The following is a 21,271-nucleotide window of genomic DNA, read 5'->3' on the forward strand; positions in this document are numbered from 1 at the left end:
GACCGGCACCAATACTATAATAATTACCCGCTGTTCTTATATATTTATATATGTTTTTTGAATTTGTACCCAACCCGCAGTTTGATTTTCTGACGAGCTTTGCCCAAAAGTTCAATGTACCTGTAGAAGGTGACCGGTTAACCATTCCGCCTGTTATGGGCACGGGCAGTATCAGAAAGATTGCTTTATCTGCCGGACTCAAACTCGTAGTTCACCGTTATAAGCTTAAGCAGGACTTTATTCTGAACAGGGTAGGAACCGACACGCCCAACAACCTTGTAAGTGTAATATTTCACAGTAATGAAGCTACAGCCAGCGTGGATACAGGGGAAAAGGCCAATCCGCTTTCACGAAGCAGTGCATTTGCCATACAGATCGCATCAACAGACCTTAACTCACAGATCCGTTTTCCGGCCAACACAGATATCTACTTTGTGGTAGTAGGCATTATGAAAGATGCCCTGAAGGAGCTGCTTGCTATCAAAGATCCTAACCGTGTTGTACAAACCATATTAAATGCAGCACCTGGATTCCTGTTCTATGAAAGCATGAGTGTTGAAATTCATAAGATCGTCAAACAATTGACGGATGCCCGTGAAGACAATGAGCTGGGTAATTTTTACCACCGGCTGAAGGTGCAGGAACTGCTTTACCTGGTATTTGAAAAGCTGCAAAAGCGGGAAACCCAACGCCATAGCGCTGTTCATAAAGATGATGTGGAAAAGCTGTCTTTGATCAGGGCAGCCATTCTTTCAGATCTTTCTATACCACCCAGCTTGCCGGAGCTGGCAAAGATGGCAGGATTCGGTGAAACAAAGATGAAAGACCTGTTTAAACAGGTATTTGGCGATACTATATACAACTATTATCAGCAGGCCAGGATGGAAGAAGCCGCCTTTCTCCTTAAACATGGCGGTTTATCTGTTTCGGAAACGGGCTACCAGCTTGGCTTTGCCAATCTCAGTCATTTTGGACGCCTCTTCGAGAAGTATCACGGAGTCAAGCCTAAAAAATACGCCGTCGGCGGATAGGACTAATTTTCAGCCACAAGCGGCTATTTTACCCCTTTGGGTTGGAGCAATTTTGTGTTGTCATCAAAACGATAACAACATGAACAAATTACTGAGGCCTTATACCAAAGGCTCTTTGCAGCTGAAAAACCACCTGGTCATGGCACCCATGACCCGCAGCCGGGCCATCAACAACCTGCCAAATGAATTAATGGTAGCCTATTATGCGCAAAGGAACGGAGCTGGTCTGATCATTACTGAAGGCACTGCACCATCACCCAATGCCCTGGGTTATTCGAGAATTCCCGGCATCTTTTCCAAAGAACAGACCATCGCCTGGAAAGCCGTAACTGATGCGGCACACGCGGGAGGAAGTAAGATCTTCGTACAGCTCATGCACACCGGGCGTATCGGTCACCCGGCCAATCTCCCTGCCGGCGCCCGCCTGGTTGGTGCTTCCACTATCAAAGCTGCGGGCGAGATCTGGACTGATGTATCAGGCAACCAGGCTTACCCTGAACCAGCGGCATTAACGGACAAAGAATTGGAGGCAGTGATAGCCGAGCATGTGAGCGCAGCCCGCAACGCTATGGAAGCGGGCTTTGACGGTGTTGAGCTGCATGGCGCCAACGGATACCTGGTAGAACAGTTCCTGAACCCGCATGTCAATAACCGCACTGATGCCTGGGGCGGAAGTATAAAGAACAGGATCAGGCTGGCCATCAGGATTGTTGAGGAAATGGCCGCTGCGATTGGAGCTGACAAGGTGGGCGTGCGTTTTTCGCCATACTCCACCCTGGGCGACCTGACACCTTATGATGAACAAGAGGTGCATGAAACCTACTCACTGCTGGCGGCAGAACTGAACAAGATCAATATTGCCTATCTGCATATAGGGGTGTCTGCCATTATTCCTCAAAAAACTTTTGACGCTATACGGGAAGAATTTAAAGGCACTATCATCCTTTGCAACAATCTTACGCCTGAAACGGCGGAGGCAGCCCTGAATGCCGGTTTTGCTGACCTGGTGGCGTTTGGCCGCTCTTTCCTTGCTAATCCTGACCTGGACAAACGTATTGCAACAGGGGCCGCTTTGAATCAACCCGATTATAACACCCTCTATACCCCCGGTCCGGTGGGCTACACAGACTATTCTGTATTATGAAAAAGATAACGTATAACCGCTTCGGCGGAACGGAAGTACTGCAAATGACGGATGCTCCCATGCCTGCAGGAGACATCATTGTGAAAGTGAAGGCTGTTTCGATCAATCCACTTGACTGGAAGCTGTGGCAGGGAGATATGAAGCTGATGAGCGGCCGGAAATTTCCAAAATCAGTAGGGATCGACTTCTCAGGCATAGTAGAGCAGGGCAACGTAAAATATCATAAAGGCGACGAAGTATTTGGCATGACCAGCATATTCAAAGGCGGGGCGCTCGCGGAATATGTAGCTGTAAAAGCGGAGGATATAACCTACAAGCCCGAAGCTATCACTTTCGAAGAAGCGGCAGGCTTTCCGGTGGCCGGTTCTGCCGCCCTGCAGATCTTCAATAAACTCCTGAAGATAGAACCAGGCATGGAGGTGCTGATCAACGGTGCAGGTGGTGGCATTGGGCCGCTTGTTATTCAGCTGGCAAAAAAGGCCGGCGCCATTGTTACCGCGGTTGCCGGACCTGCCGCCATTGATATGGCAGCCAGGATGGGCAGCGATGCCGTTGTAAACTACAAACAGGAAAATGTACTGACAATTGGAAAAACCTTCGATGCGGTCATCGATCTGTCCGGGAAAATGGCTTATAAGGCAGCCAAGACCATTTTGAAGAAGCATGGGATCTATGTAAACACCTTGCCAAGCCCACTGGAAATGATCCGTTCACTGTTTTCCGGCGGCCGCTACAAGCTACTGGTTTTAAAACCCGCTGCCTCCTACCTTGAAATGCTGGCAGCCTCCGGTTTGCAGTTATTCATAAGCAAGCGCTATGACTTCCGTGACTACAGGAAAGCCTATGACGAAGTAATGAAAGGGAGCATACCAGGTAAAGCTGTTTTCGTAATCAATTAGCGCTACCTGCCAATCAAAATTAGTCTAAGTAACGGGACAAGCTTTATTCAAAGGCTTGTCCTATTACCGCATCACACAATCTGCTGAACCCATTGACTTCGCCAGCTGCTGACGCATGCCAATGTGCATTCAGGGCTTCACGTATTTGTGCTTCTTCCATAATGTATGTTTTTGGATTAAGTAGAATGGGGTTTATTAAGTTACTACAATTATCAAACATGATTGGGTTAGGTGCCTCCCCCACATGCTGACCCCAAAAGTTTTTTTAAGTGCTCTGAATTGTTAATAACGGATCCGGCTAAACCAAAAGCAGATTTGGATAAATGCGTTTGACGCAAGTAAGTGAGCTTTGTAGCACCAAAAGAAAAACTTATGCGTGTATTTGTTACAGGAGCCACTGGCTTCGTTGGCACAGCCATCGTGAAAGAACTAATAAGCGCCGGCCACCAGGTACTTGGACTGGCCCGCTCAGATGCCTCTGCCCAAAAGCTGGCCGAAGCAGGTGCGGCGGTTCAACGCGGTGATCTGGAAGACCTGGATAGTTTACGGACAGGCGCTGCCGGAGCTGATGGCGTTATCCATGCCGGCTTTATTCATGACTTTACCCGGTTCCGGGAGGTTTGCGATGTAGATAGGAAAGCTATAGAAATTATTGGCGAAGTCCTGGCCGGTTCTGATCGTCCATTTATCGTTACTTCCGGCACTGCGCTGGTTAGCCCGGGGAAACTGGCTACGGAAGATATTATTCCCCCTTTAAATCCGGCGTGGCCACGTGCTTCTGAGCAAGCAGCTGATACTGTATGCGGGTTGGGCGTGCGTGCGGCGGCCGTCCGTTTGTCACCGTCGGTGCATGGTGTTGACGATAAACATGGATTTATCCCGATCCTGATCAATACTGCCCGGCAAAAAGGTTTTTCCGCTTATATCGGCGATGGGCTCAATCAGTGGAATGCGGTGCACCGGCTGGATGCTGCCCATTTATTCCGCCTGGCCTTAGAAAATGCTGAACCGGGCGCCCGCTATCATGCTGCCGCCGAAGAAGCGATCACGGTCAGGTCTATCGCTGAAGCAATAGGCAGGCAACTAGATATCCCGGTAAGATCAATAACACCTGAAGCCGCCGCCGAACATTTTGGCTGGTTCTCACAGATGGCTGCGATCGACTGCCCGGCATCCAGTAAATTAACGCAGGAACGTTTGAGCTGGCGCCCTACGCACTCAACGCTGCTTTCTGATATTGATAATGGCATTTATACCAAATAAAAGCGATGAAAGTTATTGTAACCGGTTCCTTAGGGAACATCAGTAAACCATTGGCAGAAACGCTGGTTGCCCAGGGACATCATGTAACAGTGGTTAGCAGTGATCAGAAAAAAAAGGCGGCTATTGAAGCCCTGGGAGCCACACCTGCTATCGGCTCAATCTCCGATGTTAAATTTTTAACGGACACGCTCAAAGATGCGGATGCCCTTTACGCCATGATACCCCTGAGTTTTACAGAGCCTGACCTGGGCGGTTATTTACGCCGGATGGCACAGAACTATGTACAGGCTCTAAAACAGGCGGGTACCAAACGTGTAGTGTTGCTGAGCGGCTGGGCAGCTGACCTGACCCAGGGTGAAAATGTAGAGGATGTTTTTGATGATCTGAAAACCTCTCTTACGATCATGCGCCCGGCTGTTTTTTATACCAATTTCTATCAGTCCATGGACCTGATCAAAGGAAAAGGCCTGATAGGCAAGTTCCTAACACTGCGGTATCTGGGGCTTTGGGCTTTGATCACCGGGAAAACCGGCCTGCTGATGGGAAATTATGGCGGAGAGGACCGGATTGTTTTCGTATCACCAAAAGATATTGCGGATGCTGTTGCGGAGGAATTGTTATTACATCCTGAAAAGAAAATGATCCGTTATGTGGGCAGCGAGGAAATGACCTGTAACGAGGCGGCAAAGATCATAGGCACTGCTGTAGGTAAACCATGGCTGAAATGGGTGCTGCTGTCAGACAAGGAAATGCTGCAAGGTTTGAAGATGGCCAAAGTGCCGGAAAAACTGGCCGGTACGCTTGTGGAAATGCAGGCTGCTATGCATAGCGGTAAAGCTTTGGAGAACTTTCACCGGAACAAACCCCAAATGGGTAAGATCAAGCTGACCGATTTTGCCAATGAATTTGCGAAAGATTATAAGTAGTAATTTTATGCCGATGAACAGTCCTCAACTTTTTCGTTTCAACACGATAACAGAATATCACCGGGCCGCAGGTTTGCCCAATCCTGCGCACCCTTTGATCAGCGTTGTTCATATGGACGATGTTCATGTACCCATCGCCCAAATTCCTTTCAGCATGATCTTCGACTTTTATTCGATCTCACTAAAAAAGGCACATCATACCAGGTATAAGTATGGACAGCAGGCAAGTGATTTCGATGAAGGTGTATTGTTCTTCATGTCGCCAGGTCAGCTATTCGGTATTGATCTGCCGGTGAATATAAGTGAGGCAAAACGGCCTGAAGGCTGGATGATCCTGATCCCCCCGGACTTTTTATGGAATACGCCGCTGGCAAAAAACATCAAACAATACGAGTTCTTCAGCTATTCTGTATATGAAGCACTTTATCTTTCAGATAAGGAGGAGGGCGTGCTCACGGCTATTGCCAGCCAGATAGAACAGGAGTATAATGCGAACATAGACCACTTCAGTCAGAACGTTATAATTGCCCAGCTGGAGCTTCTTTTGACCTATTCGGAAAGGTTCTACCAACGCCAGTTCATTACCAGGAAGGTAACCAGCCATGAACTGCTGACACGCTTAGAAGATTTTTTATCAGGGTATTTCAACAGCGGAGCATTAGCCAGCAAGGGCCTGCCAAGCGTTACGCTCATCGCCGAAACTTTAAATATTTCACCGGGTTACCTGAGCAGCCTGCTTAAATCCTTAACCGGCCAGAGTACACAACAGCATTTGCACGACAAGCTAATAGAGCTGGCAAAAGAAAAACTTTCAACTACGAACCTTTCTATAAGCGAGATCGCTTACGAATTGGGATTCGAGCACCTGCAATCATTCAGCAAACTATTCAAAGCCAAAACAAACCTCTCACCACTGGAGTTCCGGCATTCATTTAATTAAAGGTTAGCCTGAACCGTAAAAATATGGTTTGCAGTGCCTGGGCATTGCAAACCATATAGCCGTTCCCGATGGGAAAGGTCTTTACTTCCTCTTTTTCCCCAGCTCCGCAATCGCTGCTTCCAACACCGTATCCTTCCCTTTTCTAAGATCACTCAACGTTGGTTTTACAAGCATACCTGGCTGAATGCCTACCCCTACAAACTCCTTTCCATCAGGATACATATCATGTTTTGCGCAAACCCTTGCATTGCCGCCGCCCGGCAGCGAGAAGAACATGGGCTGCCCGGTACTGCCTCCTGTTGGCTCACCAATAATCAATCCGCGGTGCATGGCGTCAAAAGCCACGGTAAAATCTTCTGCTGCGGAGAATGTCCGGGGGCTTGTGAGCACTACTACAGGTTTGGTGTAGCAATACTTCTCGTTAGGCGTAACACCGCCACTGCCGTAACCATACCTTCCCTCATTGTTACCCCAGGCCCTGTAGGCCGGGCGGTAGTCGCGGGTATACCAGCTGCTGGTTGCAAGGGTATCCCGGGTAAGGCATCTCAGCACCTCATAACCTACATCACTGTTGCCGCCTCCATTATTGCGCACATCAAAAATAATAGCAGATGCTTTGGATACTATATCAAAATCTTTCAGAAATGCGTTGGCTGCTTCATCGGAAGCAAACGTATTTAATGCCACCAGGGCAATGCTGTCTTTCAGCCATGTTAGCTGGTATGCAGGCCTTGCGTACTTTCCGTTTTCTGCTACGGGGATACGTTTTACAGGGAAATTAAAACGCTTTCCTTTTTCATCAGCAAACACTGTATTCACCACAGAATCCAGCGGGCCGCAAAACAAGGTATACTCATAGGTACGGGTATCAAGATCCTGCGGGGTAGAAGCGCTTTGATAGGGCCTTACATATTTTTCAGCATATTCCTTAACAGGCATACCATTGATCTCCAGCAGCTCTGCGCCTTCTTTAAGGCCCTGTTTCCGTAGCTCATTGTCCCATATGGTTACCACCACTACTTTATCTTCCACAAGCCGTGTACGGAAAGCAGGTCTTGCATATAAAGTATTACTCAGCTCACCGGGCGCGTTCACATTGCTGTGGCTATCATGCAGCTGTGCTATCATAGCGGATAAAAGGGTATAATACTCCGCAGTGCTTTTTGTAGCAGTTACCTTTGGAAGGTAAGCCATGTAAAGGGAATCCCAGTCCAGCTGCGGCACCAGTTCAAAATTAACAAAGCTGAACTTTGCCTCCGACCATAACTTAGACAGGCCTGCGATCTTTTCCTCTGCCGTCAGATCCGGCTTATAGGGGGTTTTTAATGCAGGGCCATCCCAGAACTTTTTAATCCTCTTACCCGTGGATTCACTATTTGCCACCATCTGCGGCCAGCGCTGATCTGCATGCAGCGGATCCAGGTCTGTATCTTTTTGCAAATGGGCCGTATTCACATAACCGTACCTGATAGCCTGGTCCAGGAACTTAAAAGCATTCTCCTTATCCCCTGCAAGCGCATAGGAGCATGCAGCATTGTAATAATTGTTTGCATCAAGGCCGCCTTTTTTAATGGCCTCACTGTAAAGGTTTGCGCTGTTCGCATAGTCCTTCCTGTTATAAGCGTCCTGCGCCTTTTGGGCAAGTTCTTCATGGCTTTGAGCAAAACAGGGGGTTGTGAATAAAGAAAACAGGAGCAGCAGTAATGTTGATCTATTCATGGGAATAATAACAAAGTTGGGCTTTAAAAAATGTATAATGATCTCACACTTCAATTTTCCAGGTTTGTAATTTAAGGAAAAAATGTAGGATCTAATATACACTAGGTCTTTGATGGATACGGGGATGCTTACATCCTGTATTGTCTAACCAGCATTTCAAATTGTCCACTTCAGATTGAATTGCCTGGCATGTTCAACGGCCCTGCCGCAATTTTGTGTCATTAACCAAATAAAACAATAAACTTATGACACAGAAAACAGCTACAATAATCTACTGGGCAGGAACCGCGTTAACCTCTATGTGGTTTGGAGCAAGCGGCTTTTTTGAGATCACCGGCAACCCGATTGTATGGGGCATCACACAGCAATTAGGATACCCACCGCATTTCATTTATACACTTGGTATTGCCAAACTATCCGGAGTAGCCGTGCTTTTAATTCCAGGCAAGCTGCTCAGGTTAAAAGAATGGGTGTTTGCAGGAATATTTTTCGATATCCTTTTTGCGTTTGCTTCCAAACTGAGTGTACTTGGCCTGCCGGCTACCCTTGACGCCATTATTGCATTTATTATGGTAACCGTAACTTATACCATGTTTAGAAAAGTGTACCCCGGTTTAAATATGCAGTTTTCGCGGTATCCCGATCCTGAATTATAAAATTCTTTAACATCTTTCATTAAATGCAGCAGGCCGTCTCAATAATTGAGATGGCCTGCTGTTTTTGTGCCTGAGGTGCTTTAAAACAAAAAAGCGTTTACGCAGGATCTGCGTAAACGCTTCCGGAAAAGTTCCTGGCTAAGCGATCCTATTTATTCTCAGCTGCGGCCATAATTACCCTGACTACTGCTTCCGGCTGTGAAATAAAAATAACATGGCTGCCCTTTATCTCCGTGATCTTTGCATTGGCCCGTTTGTACATAGTACGTTCTGTTCCGGGATCCAGCGCCTTATCTTCCGTAGCAACAATACCATAACTTGGCTTGGTTTTCCAGGCGGCCTGCTCAACCGGCTCTTCAAAGCAATGGCCGATGATAGGCACCTGCGAAGCGCAGAGAAAATCGCTTTGGGCTTTGCTGAGATCACCGGCAAAACCGCCGTGGAATTTTGCAGGATCAAAGTATACAAACCCGAATTGATCCGGTTTGGTAAAACCTGCCTCCGGGGCCTGTGGAGCAGCTGAAACCCATTTACCGGCAGTTTCACCCTGGTCCGGCGCAAAGGCGGCAACATATACTAAACCGGCTACTTTAGGATTTACGCCAGCTGCTGTAATTACTGCACCGCCCCAGGAATGCCCAACCAGGATCACAGGGCCATCCTGAGCGCCGATCACACTGTTAGCAGCATTCACATCATCTTTAAGCGAGGTTAAAGGATTTTGCACAATGCTTACATGGTATCCTTTTTTCGTTAAGATATCATATACCTGCTTCCATCCGGAACCATCAGCAAATGCGCCGTGCACCAGTACAATGTTCTTAACAGGTTTGTTTTGCGCATTCCCGCTTTTGAAACCGGTTAAAAGCTGCGCCATTACTAATACAGTAGCCATTACAACCTTTTTAAGGTTGTTCAAAATGTTTCTCGTTGTCATTGAATTATTGATTTTGTATCTAAGAAATGAAGATGATTGGCAGGGTAAGCAGTGTTCCTGCGCTGCTTACCCGTAGTATGAATGGGGTAGTTATATAGCAACCCGTGTGGCTGCTTCGATTGCTCCTGTTCCCGGGTTTTGTATCATGCTGATGCATTCCCATTCTTCTTTATTAAAGCCGGCAGGCAGGCTAATTTGTTCAGCGCCCTGGTGGCCGGGTTTTATATTAAATACATGAAGGTCCCGCACAATTTGCACATGGGAAAGCGTGCGCCCCTTGTTCTCCCCTCTTTTCACTTCACTCACAGCCTGCTTTTGTACCACGGCTACCAGCAGCTGGCTTTTGCCGGTGTTGCCTGTAACCTGGTAATTGAGGTTCAGCTTCCCGGGCTGCAGCTGGCCTGTTATGTTCAGGGATACGCCGCTAGCGCCGTTCAGCGCAGCTTTTATAGCATTGCTTACTGCTCTTTCGTCTGATCCTATGTACTCTGAGCTGCCATTAACAACCAGCTGGGGGGTATATACCTGGGCAGGCAGCTGCTGGCTGTATTGATATTGTCGCTTTGAGAATTGAGGGTTGCTGAAGATATCTTTCCAGCCAAGACGGTCCCAATAATCCACGTGATAAGCTAAGAGATAGATGGGTTTATTGCCGGCTTCTTTTTGGATCCGGGCTAAAAGTTCTTCAGCGGGCGGGCAGCTGGAACATCCTTCTGAAGTAAACAGCTCCAGCACGGCAAAGCCATTGCCTTTGGCGGCATCATCCTGTTTCTTTGAAGCGGTACTCCTGGTAAAGGCTACCGCGGTTAATAGCGTGCACACCATTGCGGTGCATATCGACAACTTTACTGATTTCATATCTTTTGAATTTTATTTAACTCAAAAGTATCACTCATTTGCGCCTTCAGTAAGTGAAAAAGCCTCCGGTTAGACATATCCAGCCCCCAACCCGGAATAACAGAGCGGGAACATTTTACGTACTTAACGTTCCTCCATCCAGGTCAGGAAGCTATGGGACTTTTCTTTATTTACAAGGAGCTTATCCGGCGTTTCAATAATCAGCTTAACATACAGCTTACGCAGAAAATAAGGCTCCACTTCTTTGATGGCCTTAAAATTAATGAGGTACTGCCGGTTGAGGCGGAAGAACTGCCTGGCAGAAACCGCATTTGTTACCTGGTCAAGAGACTGGTTAATGGTATACTGCTGCTTATCGAAGCACATGATCCAGGTAGCATCATGCCGTACATAGAAGAAGGCAATATCTTCAACGTTCACCGTTTTGTACTTCTGGTTCTGAAAAATAAGAAAGCTGCTTTTCCCGCTAGGGGCAGCCAGCTTTGAGAGCAGATCACCCAGGTCCGGCAGGGTCTTTTGCTGAAAGAAGTTCTTTAGCTCATCCACCTTTTTCAGGGCTTCCTGGATATCCTGTTTGGAAAAGGGTTTCAGCACATAATCAACGCCGTTATTTTTAAACGCCTCCAGGGAATATTCGTCGTAAGCCGTACAGAATACCACCGGGCAGGTGACCTTCACCAATTTGAAGATCTCAAAGCAAAGGCCATCGGCCAGCTGAATATCCATAAAGATCAGGTCAGGCATGGGGCCTTCTGACAGCGCCTTCACGGAGCTTTCCACGCTTTGGTACTGGCCGGCTATTTTAGCATCCGGCTTCAGTCCCAGTATAATATTCTCAAGTGACTTAGCTGTTTTCAGCTCGTCTTCAATGATGATGATGTTCATAAATAAACGGAAGTTTGATCCGGAAAACCTTTTGATCGTCGATAATCTCAATGTGCCTGTCAAGCAAATGGCTATAGCGCAGGTCTATATTTTTCAATCCTACACCCAATGAATTATCCTCCCCCTTTTTCTGCTGGATCTGGTTTTCAACAACGATCTTGTCCTGCTCTTCGTAGATCCTGATGTGCAGCGGTTTTTCCAGGGAAACAATATTATGTTTGATACAATTTTCAACCAGCAGCTGCAGTGTGAAGGGAGGAATAAGCGTACCCATCGCCTGTTTGCTAAGCGTACTTTCAAAAGTGAAGCCGCCATCGAACCGCGCCTTTTGAAGAAAGAGGTAAGCGTTAAGTATATCCATCTCTTCATGCACATGGATCAGATCCAGCTTGCGGCTTTCCAATGTGAAACGGTAAAAATTAGAGAGCTTGAGAATAAAGTCCACCGATTCCTGGTCGCCGCTTTCCACCATTGCTTTTAAGGTATTCAGGCTGTTAAACAGGAAGTGAGGGTTTACCTGCTGTTTCAGCAGCTCATACTGGGCGCTGAGATGATCGTTCTTGATGCGCTCCAGCTCCATGCTCACGTGCTGGTTCTCATAATTCTGCTGCAGCAGGTGCAGGAACATATAAAATACCAGGTTGATCAGAATACCCCGCACTTCCACCATCAGCATTACCGGGCCAAAATTGATATGGGCCAGGATCAGCTGCTGGATCCAGGCAAGCCCCAGCATCACCACCAGGCCAAATAACAGGCTGCTCAAAAGTTTTGAATACGAGATGCTTTGCTTCCGGGCTTTATTGGGCCGGCGCGACATCATAAAGATGTTGAAGTACCACATCAGCAGGGCGAAGGTGGCTGTTAAACCTGCATTAACGGCTGCTTCTGCCATATTAAAATGACGTTCGGCAATTTGTGGCACAGAGGACAACAGCCCAAGAAAAATTGAGCTGATCCAAATAGTAACATGAGATATATTAAGACCTGATCTTTTCACTATTCACAAAGTTATTAATACTTTTTGCATTCGCACGGAAAGGGATCATGGGAAAACAGAGGGCCTGTGGGAAAATATATAGGCCATCCTGTTAGCTGCGCTCATTTTATAACCTGCGCTATCCCTGGGCGCAGTCCCCTGATCCAGCTGGTAGGTTAAGGGAGCTGCCGCTGCTGCGGATTGCGTACCTGCAACCGTTTCAACGCTTTCAACTGCACCATTTATGTAACTGCCGTACCAGTATTTATTATCTGCCTGCTTATACACCACCAGCTTAAATACTTCGCCGGGGATGTGTGTGTTATATGCGGACAACGCGCTTTTTTTAGCGGCCGCATTCCCATATAAAACAGACATGGTTTGCTGTTTCCTGTTTGCAAACGAGGTAATGACCTGCAGGCTGCCGGCATCAAACATTGCGCGGGCGGGTGTTTTACCCGGCACCGGTTGTTCCAGGGGGAGGTTGAACACATAATCATTTGCACCGGCAATTTTATGGCAATTGAAACAGGTGGTATTGAACAGGGGTGTTCTGCCATATGGCTTAAGCCCTATACCGTTGAATTTTGCGAATCCCCAGCCTTTACTGTCCGGGAACTTTTTGCCGTCTTTGGTCATGATCTGCACACTGTTCAAAGAACCGGGTTTAATATCTCCGTTTTTTTCTTCAATGCTGTTCCAAACTACTTTCACAATGGTGCTGCCATCGGGGAAAGGGCTGATCTGCTTGTCCTTAATGGCTTTTGCGGCAATGGCATTACCGTATACCACCCGTATGCTGTGATTATCGAACCGGTTGGTAGTGCTGATCACCTGCCAATCCTGGTAGTTGGGAATGTATTTTACACCATTGGCGGCCACCGGCAATGCTTCCGTGGGGACCGGTATCTCCCGGAACTTTTTAAATTCCTTGTCTGCTTCGCTAATGATGGCGGTATCATGATAATTCGCGGGGCTCAGGTCATTTGCATATTTTTTCAACACAGCGATGTCCTTTTCAGAGAGCTTAGACCGGGGATGGATGGCTGCATAAGTACTTAAAGGCATTTTTTTCGTCAGTACCATATTGACCATTTCCCATACCCTGCCTTGTTGGTCGGCAGGGCTGAGTGTGTCCCAGGTGGAAAAATTAAAGCGTGACCGGGCTTCCTTAACATCCGCTGAAACAAGCCATGAAACCGGGGCTACTTTATCATACCAGCTTAGCTTAGTTTGATTGGAGTGGCAATCGTAACAGGCGCGCTGGAGTATTTCCACTACTTCGCCAGGTGCGGCCAGAGGCGTATTTACCGGCGGATTTTGAACGGGCGGCTGAATGAATTGCATGCCGGTTACAAACAATACAAAGATTGTTATTCCCAGGGCCAGTCTTTTTGTATTTCGTGTAAACTTCATGATCTGTTTTTTTTCCAGGTATTATTTTGCGTAACTGTCTGCTTCCATGACCGCATCGGCAAATGCCCGGGGCGCTTCCTGCGGAAGGTTATGGCCGGCTCCTTTGATAATGTGGTGCGTATGTTTGCCGGTGAACATTTTGGCAAAGGCCGAACCATCGCTGGCAGGCACCACGCCATCTGAATCACCATCCAAAGTAACTGACGGAACAGTAATAACCGGTGCTGCGGCCAACCGCTTTTCAAGCAGGTCATATTGTGCTTCGCCCGGCGCTGCGTTCAGCCGCCAGCGGTAGTTATGAATAACAATTGCAACATAATCGGGGTTTTTGAAAGAGGCGGCAGAACGTTCATACGTTGCATCATCAAAGTCCCATTTCGGAGAAACATTTTTCCAGATCAGTTTATTGAAGTCGTGCCAATTGGCGGTATAACCCAGCTGCCCACGATCCGTGGCAAAGTAGTATTGGTACCACCAACCCCATTCTGCTTTTGGCGGCAGCGGTTGTTTGTTCCGCTCCAGGTTGTTGATGAGATAACCATTCACAGAAACCATTGCTTTACAGCGTTCGGGCCATAATGCTGCAATAATATTGGCGGTTCTTGCGCCCCAGTCAAAACCACCTATAATGGCTTTTTTAATATTGAGCGCGTCCATAAGCGCAATAATATCCAGTGCCACTGCTGCCTGCTGGCCATTCCTGAAGGTTTGTGCTGACAGGAATTGCGTGCTGCCGTGGCCCCGCAAATGAGGTACGATGACCCGGTAACCTTTTGCTGCCAGTAATGCCGCTACTTCTGCGTAACTATTAATATCGTAAGGCCAGCCATGCAGGAGTATTACGGGTTGGCCGTTTGCAGGGCCGGTTTCGGCATAACCAACATCCAGCAGCCCGGCCTTCACCTGCTTAATTTCAGTAAAAACGGCTTGAGATTGGTTTGTGCTTTTATAATGATCCCTGTGCCCACTTCCGGTGGAGGCCAGTACATTTAAGGGGGCGAGCTTTGCTGCGGTGAAGGTTAAAGCGGCCATGCTTAAAAAGCGGCGGCGGTTAAAATTTTTTTCAGATGCCATAATGTTCTCAGATTTTAATTGATCGTTTTTGTGTGCCTCAGGTTTAACAAAAGTAGCTGCTGGCCTGGGCTATGAGAACTGATTTTATGGCGAGTTAGACAGAACAACCCCTCAACCGGGCATTTTCTCAGGCGGATCCACTGGGGGTGTTTGATACGGGGAAAACAGCGCGGGCATAAAAAAAGCTGCCTTATACAGACAGCTTTTATCCATTTTGTTTCCAGGTTCTTAAGGCTCAAGATTGAGCATTTTGAATGTTTCCCTCAGGATCGTTTTCATATTCTCCGACACTTCACACAGGGTACAGCCCAGGGCTTGTATCACGGTGGCAATACCCTCCTGCTGCTCTACAAGATCCATTCGCAGCATAGCACTACTGGTGAGAGCGGGCTTCCCCTGCAACCGGGCAAACATTTCGCAGGCCGCTTCTTTATCAGGACCAATAAAGAACCTGCCTGTTTCAATATAACCTTCCGGCACCCGCATATTCATGATGATTTCATAGCTGGCTGAGGTCATATGAATACTTTTTTACGCTACCTGGATAGTGCGTGGTCCTTTTTGTTTTGCTTCTTCTTTTTTTGGAATAGTAAGGTGTAATAATCCGTTCTCGTAGCGGGCGTTGATCTTGTCTTCGTCCACCACATCTTTTGCCAGCTCAAAACTGCGCTGGAAAGACTGGTAGCTGAATTCCCGCCTTGTATAGTTCTTTTCTTTCTTTTCCTCCTGCTGCTCTTTTGTGGAAGAAATGGTGAGCAGGTTCCCATCCAGCGTAATGCTAAAGTCTTTTTTCTCCATACCGGGCGCGGCTACTTCCACTTCGAAAGCGTCTGCAGTTTCGTTAATATTCACGGCCGGTACGGTGGTGCTGGTAGATGAGAAGTTATTGTTTCCCCAGTTAAAAAGTTCGCGGCCAAAAAAGTCGTCGAACAGCGCAGGGAATGCAGGGAATGTGTTCCCGTTCCTTTTGATCAGTGACATAGTTAACCTCCTTTTAAATAAGTGAACAATAAATGTTTTTAAATATTGGTTGGCCAACCTTTCAATTTTGTTCTTTGCAACCGGAATGCCAGGCGCTCAGAGGCTGATCTTTTTTCAGCAATCCTGTCATTTTTTCTGCGGAGCTGAAATTTTTGTCAGTCAGGGCAGGCATAACTACCTGCCCAGCTGCCAGCGGCCTTCAGCAGTGAGCATTTCCGGATCCCAGGCGGGCTCCCATACAATTTCTACCTGTACCGTTCTTTCGGGGAATACCTGGGATAATGCATTTTTTACGCCGGTTGTTATAGCCTCCCCAAGCGGGCAGTGAGGTGTTGAAAGCGTCATGGTTACCAGCAGCACGCCTTCTTCTTCAAAGCGCAGGCCATACACCAATCCAAGGTCAACAATATTTACCATCAGTTCAGGATCCATTACGCTGTACAAAGCAGATAACGCTTTTAGCTTTTCATTATAGAACGGCTCATTTACTGATATTTCCATCTGCTGTTTTAGTTTTATGCATTAAAACTTTTGCTACGTTCAGGCAATAACAACATGCCACCCCTATAAAAACAAGCAGGGCAACCCTGATGACAGGCAGGCTGCCGGTGAGGATCCCTGCTACCAGCAATAACAAAGCAATGATATAAGCGCTGAACTGGTATTTCAGCAGCCCTTCAGCATAGAGATGTTTAGGCATGGGAATCTTCACCTTCCCGTTCAATTTCCTGTAATGCTCATTCCATATAATAAATGGCAATGTTTTGAATGTTTTGCCCAATATGATACCGCTGATCCATCCCAGGAACAGTAATGTTCCGTACAGGATACTCCATTTGGGAGCTGTGCTGTAATAAATGACCGGGATAAGCAGCAATGCGGCCAGCAGCCCTATGAATGAAAACATTGTATGTTTCATCCCCGTATCTATCACTTTTTTCATCCTGTGGCGGTACGCATCATATAAATAAAGCAGCCAGCACCCTACCCCTGCTGCCAGCAGCAATGCATATAAAAGTACCCTTGCTGTTATACCTGCAAAAAAGGCATCTGCCTCAAAGAGTACCAGTCCTGCATTCTGCAACAGGAAAGCGCTTTGCAGCAGCTTTTCTTTTTTTGATTTACCCAGCAGGAACATGGGAACCATTTTGGCGCTTACCCCTGTTATCAGCTGCAGGAACCATCCTGCCAGCCCTGCGTGCGCATGCAGCTTTAAAATATTAAGATGATCCCCTGTTATAAATGGATAACGAAGGTTAATAGCCAGCAGCAAACCTACGCCTGTGGTTATTACCAGCCAGATTGCCGAGCTGAAGATAAAACCCTTTATGACCGTATATTTTTTGCAGGCGCCGGCCGTTAAACCAAGATCCACCAGGTAACATACCGCAGCGCTGAAAACCAATGTACCTCCTGTGATCATCAGCCCGCCGGGTATAAAGTACCAGAATGCCGCTACCAGCCAGCTAACACCCAGGAAAAGAAGTATATACGAAATAAAGGCAAGGCGTACGCTGAACAGCTCTCTTTCACATATAACCGGCAGCAGCTGATAAGCGGCGCCAAATATTACCATACTTCCCCAGCCTAACGCTGCCGTATGTACGATGGCCAGTAAATGAGGCGTGAAATAAAATCCCCGGAGGTCATCAGCAGAAAGAAAGAGCAGGACCGTAAGCAGGAGAAAGAAAAAAGCGCCTGTCCCGTAAAAGGGGATCACGGCTATGTTCTGCGGCGCCTTTTCTATACTAATATCAGCCATTGACCGGGAAGTTTTTAAAGATCAGCAACCGGGTATCTGTTGCCGAATACGTAAGGATATGCACATGCCAGGCTTTGTCTGCCAGCTCCTCCAGCAGGTATACCGGCACTCTTTTGTGGTATACATACAAAGCCTGCCCATCCTGCTGCTGTTCCAGGTACTGCAGGATCCTTTGCATGGGGCCAGGCATTTCCAGCTGGCGTACATCAATTTCCGATAGCTGATCTCCTGAAAAATTACCGCAAACCGCCGCAAACGACTGCTCCGTTTCAACAAACACGTTTCCTTCAGCAGCTGTTTGCAGCGCGTTTTCCTCTGCTGGTTTTAAAAACCAGGTATGATACTCTGCCGCACTTACAGCTGTAGTGAAACACAGCGCTTTTTTCTTTTCCAGTAACTTTATAAGCGGATAAGGGATGAATGAATTAACAATGCGCAGTATGCTGCCGCCTTCCAGCTCACTGTACTGCTGCAATATTGCTTTCAGAGGATCATTGCCAGTGGTGAGTATGGGCCTCACATCAAAACTCTTTATAGCTGCTTCAGGGATGTGTTGCAGCCAGGCCGGTTTTTGCACCTCCGCTTCATGTTCCGCGGGCCCTGTAAATTCAAATATAAAACCCAGGGGCGCCAGCGCATCTGCAAAATCCTGCAAAGTGCATCCGCCTATTTTTGCCGCTTCTGCAACGGTAACCCTTGCTGCCAGTAATTTCCGCAATAACGGGTTTTTCAATTTTTCAAGCGGCCTTGCCAGGGAAGCGATGGCGGGAATGCTGTCTTTATTTGCCCTGATAATAGCGGCGATCTTCGAGTGCTGATTAATGGTGAACATGATCTTCAGACATTTTTTTTAACGCGGCTGCTGGCCCTGTTCTTCTTCCAGCCGGATGGCCTTTGGGAACAGGATATTATTTTCCAGGTGTATGTGCAGGAACAGGTCACTTTCAAATTCCTTCATCTTTTCAAAGAGATAAGCATAGGAATTACAGGCATCAGGCGGCAGGTTGTAGTTATTGGAAAGGTTGCGGAAGAAACGCAGGTCATCACCAGCCGCTTCATGCTCCTCTTCCATATTATCAATTGCTGCTGCTATTGAAACCGTACAGGCGTCCGGTGTGCTTTTCCCCTTGCTTGCCAGCTGTTTAATTGCCGGGAACACGCTCTCTTCTTCTTTAGCCAAATGTTTTAACAGGTCATTTAAGAAAAGGCCGGTTCTTGTGGCCAGCTCTGGCAATTCCGGATGTGCGTTACCGTGATGCTGTGCTACTTTTTGCGCAAGGGCGCTGATGACCGCTGCATTATCTTTCACATACCGGTGATGCGTGTTAATGATATAGTCTGCCAGGAAACCGGGATCCCATTGACTAAAATCCTGTAAGTGAGATGCAGGTGTTTTATCCGCTTCCTGTAACGCATGCTTTAATACCGCTTCGGAAATGCCCGCCTGCTCGCTGGCCTGCTTCAATGTTTTGTTGCCTCCACAGCAGAAATCAATTCCCATTTTCCGGAACACTTCTGCTTTGCGGTAATCAGCAGCAGCAAGGGCGCCTACGGTTTCCGTTTCTTTATCGTCCGGGATCTTCTCAATTTTCACCTCCCAGCTTTCAGGACCGTGTTCCAGGTATTCCCAGGTAAAAATATTCCCTCTTTCTCCCAGTAGCTGGTAGTATAGCGGTTTGGGATCATGATCATTGTGAATAATAAAACTCTCCCCTGGCTGTAGTGCATCAAAGTAATTGAAAATAACAGGATGTTTCAATCTTGGCTCAATCAGTGTAACATCCAGTGTTGATGTGGTAGTCATAATAAACTGGTTTATTTATTTCAAAGGTACAGCCAAATCTAATAAAAGACAAAAATGTCTTTTATTAAGTTGTTTTATTTTTCTGCGGGTATTATGCTACAGATGTCATAACCCTGTTTTATTTCATTCAGGCGTATTTCTGCTGCATCCAGCCCTGGCAAAAAGCCATTATCCGTGATCACTGCTTCGGCGGATAACCCGCGATAGTAAGCAATGCCATTGGCCAGCTGCTTGAAGAAGCCGTTATAATATTTCTTCTTTTGTATCAGCTGATCTGCTTTTTTATCTTCTGCCAGCTGCTCTTCCAGGTAGGCAAGGTACAGCCCCAGCTCTGCCAGGAACATATGCGGTCTTTCGCGGCCCTCCAGTAGATTGGTTCTTCCGTAAATATGATCCGTCATGGTTTGCAGGGAAACTTCCCTGTTAAAATGAATAATATTAGGGCCCGGACAAATATTCACAGCAGGAAGTTTTTTGACAAAAACCGTATTGTATTTTATAGCAGCCGCGTTGCTGAGGCCTACGCATAAACATTCTTTATCCAGCACCTGCTGCAGCTGATCCTGGTAATCCTGTTCCGGCAGCGCCAGGGATTGCAGCTGCGCGATCTTCATCTTCTGATATTGGCGGGAGGCGGTGCAGATGGGCTGTTCCGTGAACTCCGTATTAAAAGACAGGTGTTTTTCCGTGCAGGGGCTGCCTGGTTTACCATCCCGGATGCGCTGCAATCTTTCCTCCTGCCCGGTACTTCCTTTCAGATAATAGAACCTTACGCCCATGGGCGAATGCCTGCTAAGCTCCAGATCTTTTTGCTCCGCCTTACACAGCTGCTGCAGGGTAGCTGCATCTACCGTTGTAGCTTCCGGCACCAGCAGAAAGGGTGTGCCCCAGCCTGTGCTATCCAGGTTATAATAGCTATGCAGCAGGGAATCTTCTGCAGCGGTACCTATTCCCCCCTGCGCTGAAATAGCCAGCTTAGGCGGGTATTTAAATATTTTGAGGCCTTTGCTTTTCAGGGCCTGGTTATATAGTTCAAACAGCGCATTGACCAGCTCCGTTTTGCGTACTTTGAACTCATCGAGAATGGGGCCCATCAGGTATCCTTCTGATGGGAAGGCATGTCCGCCGCAGTTCAGACCTGATTCAATCCTGAATTCGCTCACCCATATTCCCTTCTTGGCAAGATACTTTCCCTGGATAAGCGCAGAGCGGAAATCGCTCACCTTTACGGTTATCTTTTTCCTGAAATTCCCGTCTTCATCTGCATTGAACTGCGGGCATTTTTCCAGGTAGTTATAAAGCCGGGGATTCATACCAGCAGAGAAAACAATGGATGAATTGGAAAGATCGCTGTTAACGTATCCTCTTAAAGCCGCTACAGCATCCGAGCCATCTTCAATAACCCGGCCATCATGATCGTAATTGTTCTTATCCGTTTTTGTCATAATGTTCACCTCAATGCTGCCTGGCTGCATTTGCCCGCGCAGTAAAGATTCCAGCTTTGCCTTTTCCGTAACACATTCCGTATTTACCATTTGCAGGTACAGCTGTTTCAGCCGGCTGCTCTCCGGCAGCATGTCAAAGTACTTCACGATATCCGATCCGGCCTCAAATGCCATGCGCTTCAGCTGCAACATCTGCTCTTTAACAATGCGGTTCATGAGGTTCAGGTAATCTGTGATCCTCCTGGCCCTGTAATCCGGCTCTTTCATGCTGATAGGTTCATAGACCTCCCCTATGGATGGATAATAATGGCTTCTCATCATTTCAATGAGGCGGTCTTCTATAATAGAGAGAACGGAAGTTATGCCGTAGCGGGCTACTTTCACAGGGCTGTCAATTGTATAGGCCAGCCCCATAACAGGTATATGAAATGTATGCATGTTTAATTGAATTAAAGAGAAGCAAAACTAAATCTAAAAGAGGACAAAAATATCCTCAAATGCGTTTCCTGATCAAAATCATATTTAATGGCCCCGCCTTTGACCGGCACTCCT

Annotated in this window: 21 protein-coding genes; 7 read left to right on the forward strand and 14 right to left on the reverse strand. The window is 47.2% G+C overall.

Going from position 1 to position 21,271, the window contains the following annotated elements:
- Positions 1-50 precede the first annotated feature (50 nt).
- The 6 genes from KVT36_RS26930 to KVT36_RS26955 all read left to right on the forward strand — a co-directional run bounded on the left by KVT36_RS26930 (position 51) and on the right by KVT36_RS26955 (position 6,203).
- Positions 51-1,031 (forward strand): AraC family transcriptional regulator, encoded by a 981-nt coding sequence (locus KVT36_RS26930; RefSeq protein WP_217606539.1) that lies wholly within the window; start codon positions 51-53, stop codon positions 1,029-1,031.
- Between the two features lie 79 nt (positions 1,032-1,110).
- Entirely contained in the window at positions 1,111-2,175 is a 1,065-nt protein-coding gene (locus KVT36_RS26935) for an alkene reductase (RefSeq protein WP_217606540.1), read from the forward strand.
- Positions 2,172-3,074, forward strand: coding sequence for an NAD(P)-dependent alcohol dehydrogenase (locus KVT36_RS26940; RefSeq protein WP_217606541.1), 903 nt, complete (start codon positions 2,172-2,174; stop codon positions 3,072-3,074). Before KVT36_RS26935 ends, KVT36_RS26940 begins: the two co-directional genes overlap by 4 nt.
- Positions 3,075-3,446: 372 nt before the next feature.
- On the forward strand, positions 3,447-4,337 hold the full coding sequence (locus tag KVT36_RS26945; protein WP_217606542.1) for an SDR family oxidoreductase: 891 nt from the start codon (positions 3,447-3,449) through the stop codon (positions 4,335-4,337).
- A gap of 5 nt (positions 4,338-4,342) precedes the next feature.
- The gene (locus KVT36_RS26950) at positions 4,343-5,263 is read left to right on the forward strand and encodes an NAD(P)H-binding protein (protein ID WP_217606543.1); all 921 of its coding nucleotides are present in this window, start codon (positions 4,343-4,345) and stop codon (positions 5,261-5,263) included.
- Positions 5,264-5,276: 13 nt separating this feature from the next.
- The gene (locus KVT36_RS26955) at positions 5,277-6,203 is read left to right on the forward strand and encodes an AraC family transcriptional regulator (protein ID WP_217606544.1); all 927 of its coding nucleotides are present in this window, start codon (positions 5,277-5,279) and stop codon (positions 6,201-6,203) included.
- 81 nt (positions 6,204-6,284) lie between these two features.
- Here the strand turns inward: KVT36_RS26955 and KVT36_RS26960 are convergent, their stop codons facing one another.
- Positions 6,285-7,922 carry a S41 family peptidase gene (locus tag KVT36_RS26960; protein WP_217606545.1) on the reverse strand — a complete coding sequence of 546 codons (1,638 nt, stop codon included), beginning with the start codon at positions 7,920-7,922 and terminating at the stop codon, positions 6,285-6,287.
- A 245-nt stretch (positions 7,923-8,167) separates the two neighbouring features.
- On the opposite strand from KVT36_RS26960, the gene KVT36_RS26965 reads away from it, so the two are divergent.
- On the forward strand, positions 8,168-8,578 hold the full coding sequence (locus KVT36_RS26965) for a DoxX family protein (RefSeq protein ID WP_217606546.1): 411 nt from the start codon (positions 8,168-8,170) through the stop codon (positions 8,576-8,578).
- A gap of 148 nt (positions 8,579-8,726) precedes the next feature.
- Here the strand turns inward: KVT36_RS26965 and KVT36_RS26970 are convergent, their stop codons facing one another.
- The 13 genes from KVT36_RS26970 to KVT36_RS27030 form a co-directional block, all read right to left on the reverse strand.
- The gene (locus KVT36_RS26970; RefSeq protein WP_254640224.1) at positions 8,727-9,473 is read right to left on the reverse strand and encodes an alpha/beta hydrolase; all 747 of its coding nucleotides are present in this window, start codon (positions 9,471-9,473) and stop codon (positions 8,727-8,729) included.
- A 132-nt stretch (positions 9,474-9,605) separates the two neighbouring features.
- The gene (locus KVT36_RS26975) at positions 9,606-10,373 is read right to left on the reverse strand and encodes a thioredoxin family protein (RefSeq protein WP_217606548.1); all 768 of its coding nucleotides are present in this window, start codon (positions 10,371-10,373) and stop codon (positions 9,606-9,608) included.
- 123 nt (positions 10,374-10,496) lie between these two features.
- Positions 10,497-11,258 carry a LytTR family DNA-binding domain-containing protein gene (locus KVT36_RS26980; RefSeq protein WP_217606549.1) on the reverse strand — a complete coding sequence of 254 codons (762 nt, stop codon included), beginning with the start codon at positions 11,256-11,258 and terminating at the stop codon, positions 10,497-10,499.
- Complete coding sequence (locus KVT36_RS26985; protein WP_217606550.1) at positions 11,239-12,153, reverse strand: sensor histidine kinase; 915 nt, start codon at positions 12,151-12,153, stop codon at positions 11,239-11,241. The genes KVT36_RS26980 and KVT36_RS26985 overlap by 20 nt, the downstream gene beginning before the upstream one ends.
- Before the next feature lie 150 nt (positions 12,154-12,303).
- Positions 12,304-13,653, reverse strand: a complete 1,350-nt coding sequence (locus tag KVT36_RS26990; RefSeq protein WP_217606551.1) for a heme-binding domain-containing protein — start codon at positions 13,651-13,653, stop codon at positions 12,304-12,306.
- Between the two features lie 21 nt (positions 13,654-13,674).
- Entirely contained in the window at positions 13,675-14,727 is a 1,053-nt protein-coding gene (locus KVT36_RS26995) for an alpha/beta fold hydrolase (RefSeq protein WP_217606552.1), read from the reverse strand.
- A 228-nt stretch (positions 14,728-14,955) separates the two neighbouring features.
- Entirely contained in the window at positions 14,956-15,246 is a 291-nt protein-coding gene (locus tag KVT36_RS27000; RefSeq protein WP_217606553.1) for a hypothetical protein, read from the reverse strand.
- 12 nt (positions 15,247-15,258) lie between these two features.
- Entirely contained in the window at positions 15,259-15,708 is a 450-nt protein-coding gene (locus KVT36_RS27005) for an Hsp20/alpha crystallin family protein (protein ID WP_217606554.1), read from the reverse strand.
- A 174-nt stretch (positions 15,709-15,882) separates the two neighbouring features.
- Entirely contained in the window at positions 15,883-16,209 is a 327-nt protein-coding gene (locus tag KVT36_RS27010) for a metal-sulfur cluster assembly factor (RefSeq protein WP_217606555.1), read from the reverse strand.
- Entirely contained in the window at positions 16,190-17,470 is a 1,281-nt protein-coding gene (locus KVT36_RS27015; RefSeq protein ID WP_217606556.1) for a hypothetical protein, read from the reverse strand. The genes KVT36_RS27010 and KVT36_RS27015 overlap by 20 nt, the downstream gene beginning before the upstream one ends.
- A complete protein-coding gene (locus KVT36_RS27020; RefSeq protein ID WP_217606557.1) occupies positions 17,463-18,302 on the reverse strand; it encodes a DUF2249 domain-containing protein in 840 nt (279 codons plus the stop codon). The genes KVT36_RS27015 and KVT36_RS27020 overlap by 8 nt, the downstream gene beginning before the upstream one ends.
- Positions 18,303-18,320: 18 nt before the next feature.
- Positions 18,321-19,274 carry an iron-sulfur cluster repair di-iron protein gene (gene ric, locus KVT36_RS27025; RefSeq protein ID WP_217606558.1) on the reverse strand — a complete coding sequence of 318 codons (954 nt, stop codon included), beginning with the start codon at positions 19,272-19,274 and terminating at the stop codon, positions 18,321-18,323.
- Positions 19,275-19,348: 74 nt separating this feature from the next.
- Positions 19,349-21,157: a hypothetical protein gene (locus KVT36_RS27030; protein ID WP_217606559.1), complete on the reverse strand. Its 1,809-nt coding sequence runs from the start codon at positions 21,155-21,157 to the stop codon at positions 19,349-19,351.
- Positions 21,158-21,271 lie beyond the last annotated feature (114 nt).

Source organism: Chitinophaga sp. GbtcB8 (assembly GCF_019091455.1).
In the GTDB taxonomy this organism is placed as follows: domain Bacteria; phylum Bacteroidota; class Bacteroidia; order Chitinophagales; family Chitinophagaceae; genus Chitinophaga.

What these genes read in the sequence shown, in the direction of transcription:
- KVT36_RS27030 (WP_217606559.1), bottom strand. Translation starts at nt 21,157, where the DNA reads ATGCATACATTTCATATACCTGTTATGGGGCTGGCCTATACAATTGAC.
- KVT36_RS26935 (WP_217606540.1), top strand. Translation starts at nt 1,111, where the DNA reads ATGAACAAATTACTGAGGCCTTATACCAAAGGCTCTTTGCAGCTGAAA.
- KVT36_RS26980 (WP_217606549.1), bottom strand. Translation starts at nt 11,258, where the DNA reads ATGAACATCATCATCATTGAAGACGAGCTGAAAACAGCTAAGTCACTT.
- KVT36_RS26990 (WP_217606551.1), bottom strand. Translation starts at nt 13,653, where the DNA reads ATGAAGTTTACACGAAATACAAAAAGACTGGCCCTGGGAATAACAATC.
- KVT36_RS26965 (WP_217606546.1), top strand. Translation starts at nt 8,168, where the DNA reads ATGACACAGAAAACAGCTACAATAATCTACTGGGCAGGAACCGCGTTA.
- KVT36_RS26975 (WP_217606548.1), bottom strand. Translation starts at nt 10,373, where the DNA reads ATGAAATCAGTAAAGTTGTCGATATGCACCGCAATGGTGTGCACGCTA.
- ric (WP_217606558.1), bottom strand. Translation starts at nt 19,274, where the DNA reads ATGACTACCACATCAACACTGGATGTTACACTGATTGAGCCAAGATTG.
- KVT36_RS26940 (WP_217606541.1), top strand. Translation starts at nt 2,172, where the DNA reads ATGAAAAAGATAACGTATAACCGCTTCGGCGGAACGGAAGTACTGCAA.
- KVT36_RS26985 (WP_217606550.1), bottom strand. Translation starts at nt 12,153, where the DNA reads ATGGCAGAAGCAGCCGTTAATGCAGGTTTAACAGCCACCTTCGCCCTG.
- KVT36_RS26955 (WP_217606544.1), top strand. Translation starts at nt 5,277, where the DNA reads ATGAACAGTCCTCAACTTTTTCGTTTCAACACGATAACAGAATATCAC.
- KVT36_RS26950 (WP_217606543.1), top strand. Translation starts at nt 4,343, where the DNA reads ATGAAAGTTATTGTAACCGGTTCCTTAGGGAACATCAGTAAACCATTG.
- KVT36_RS27000 (WP_217606553.1), bottom strand. Translation starts at nt 15,246, where the DNA reads ATGACCTCAGCCAGCTATGAAATCATCATGAATATGCGGGTGCCGGAA.
- KVT36_RS26930 (WP_217606539.1), top strand. Translation starts at nt 51, where the DNA reads ATGTTTTTTGAATTTGTACCCAACCCGCAGTTTGATTTTCTGACGAGC.
- KVT36_RS27010 (WP_217606555.1), bottom strand. Translation starts at nt 16,209, where the DNA reads ATGGAAATATCAGTAAATGAGCCGTTCTATAATGAAAAGCTAAAAGCG.
- KVT36_RS26945 (WP_217606542.1), top strand. Translation starts at nt 3,447, where the DNA reads ATGCGTGTATTTGTTACAGGAGCCACTGGCTTCGTTGGCACAGCCATC.
- KVT36_RS26970 (WP_254640224.1), bottom strand. Translation starts at nt 9,473, where the DNA reads ATGGCTACTGTATTAGTAATGGCGCAGCTTTTAACCGGTTTCAAAAGC.
- KVT36_RS27020 (WP_217606557.1), bottom strand. Translation starts at nt 18,302, where the DNA reads ATGTTCACCATTAATCAGCACTCGAAGATCGCCGCTATTATCAGGGCA.
- KVT36_RS27005 (WP_217606554.1), bottom strand. Translation starts at nt 15,708, where the DNA reads ATGTCACTGATCAAAAGGAACGGGAACACATTCCCTGCATTCCCTGCG.
- KVT36_RS26995 (WP_217606552.1), bottom strand. Translation starts at nt 14,727, where the DNA reads ATGGCATCTGAAAAAAATTTTAACCGCCGCCGCTTTTTAAGCATGGCC.
- KVT36_RS26960 (WP_217606545.1), bottom strand. Translation starts at nt 7,922, where the DNA reads ATGAATAGATCAACATTACTGCTGCTCCTGTTTTCTTTATTCACAACC.
- KVT36_RS27015 (WP_217606556.1), bottom strand. Translation starts at nt 17,470, where the DNA reads ATGGCTGATATTAGTATAGAAAAGGCGCCGCAGAACATAGCCGTGATC.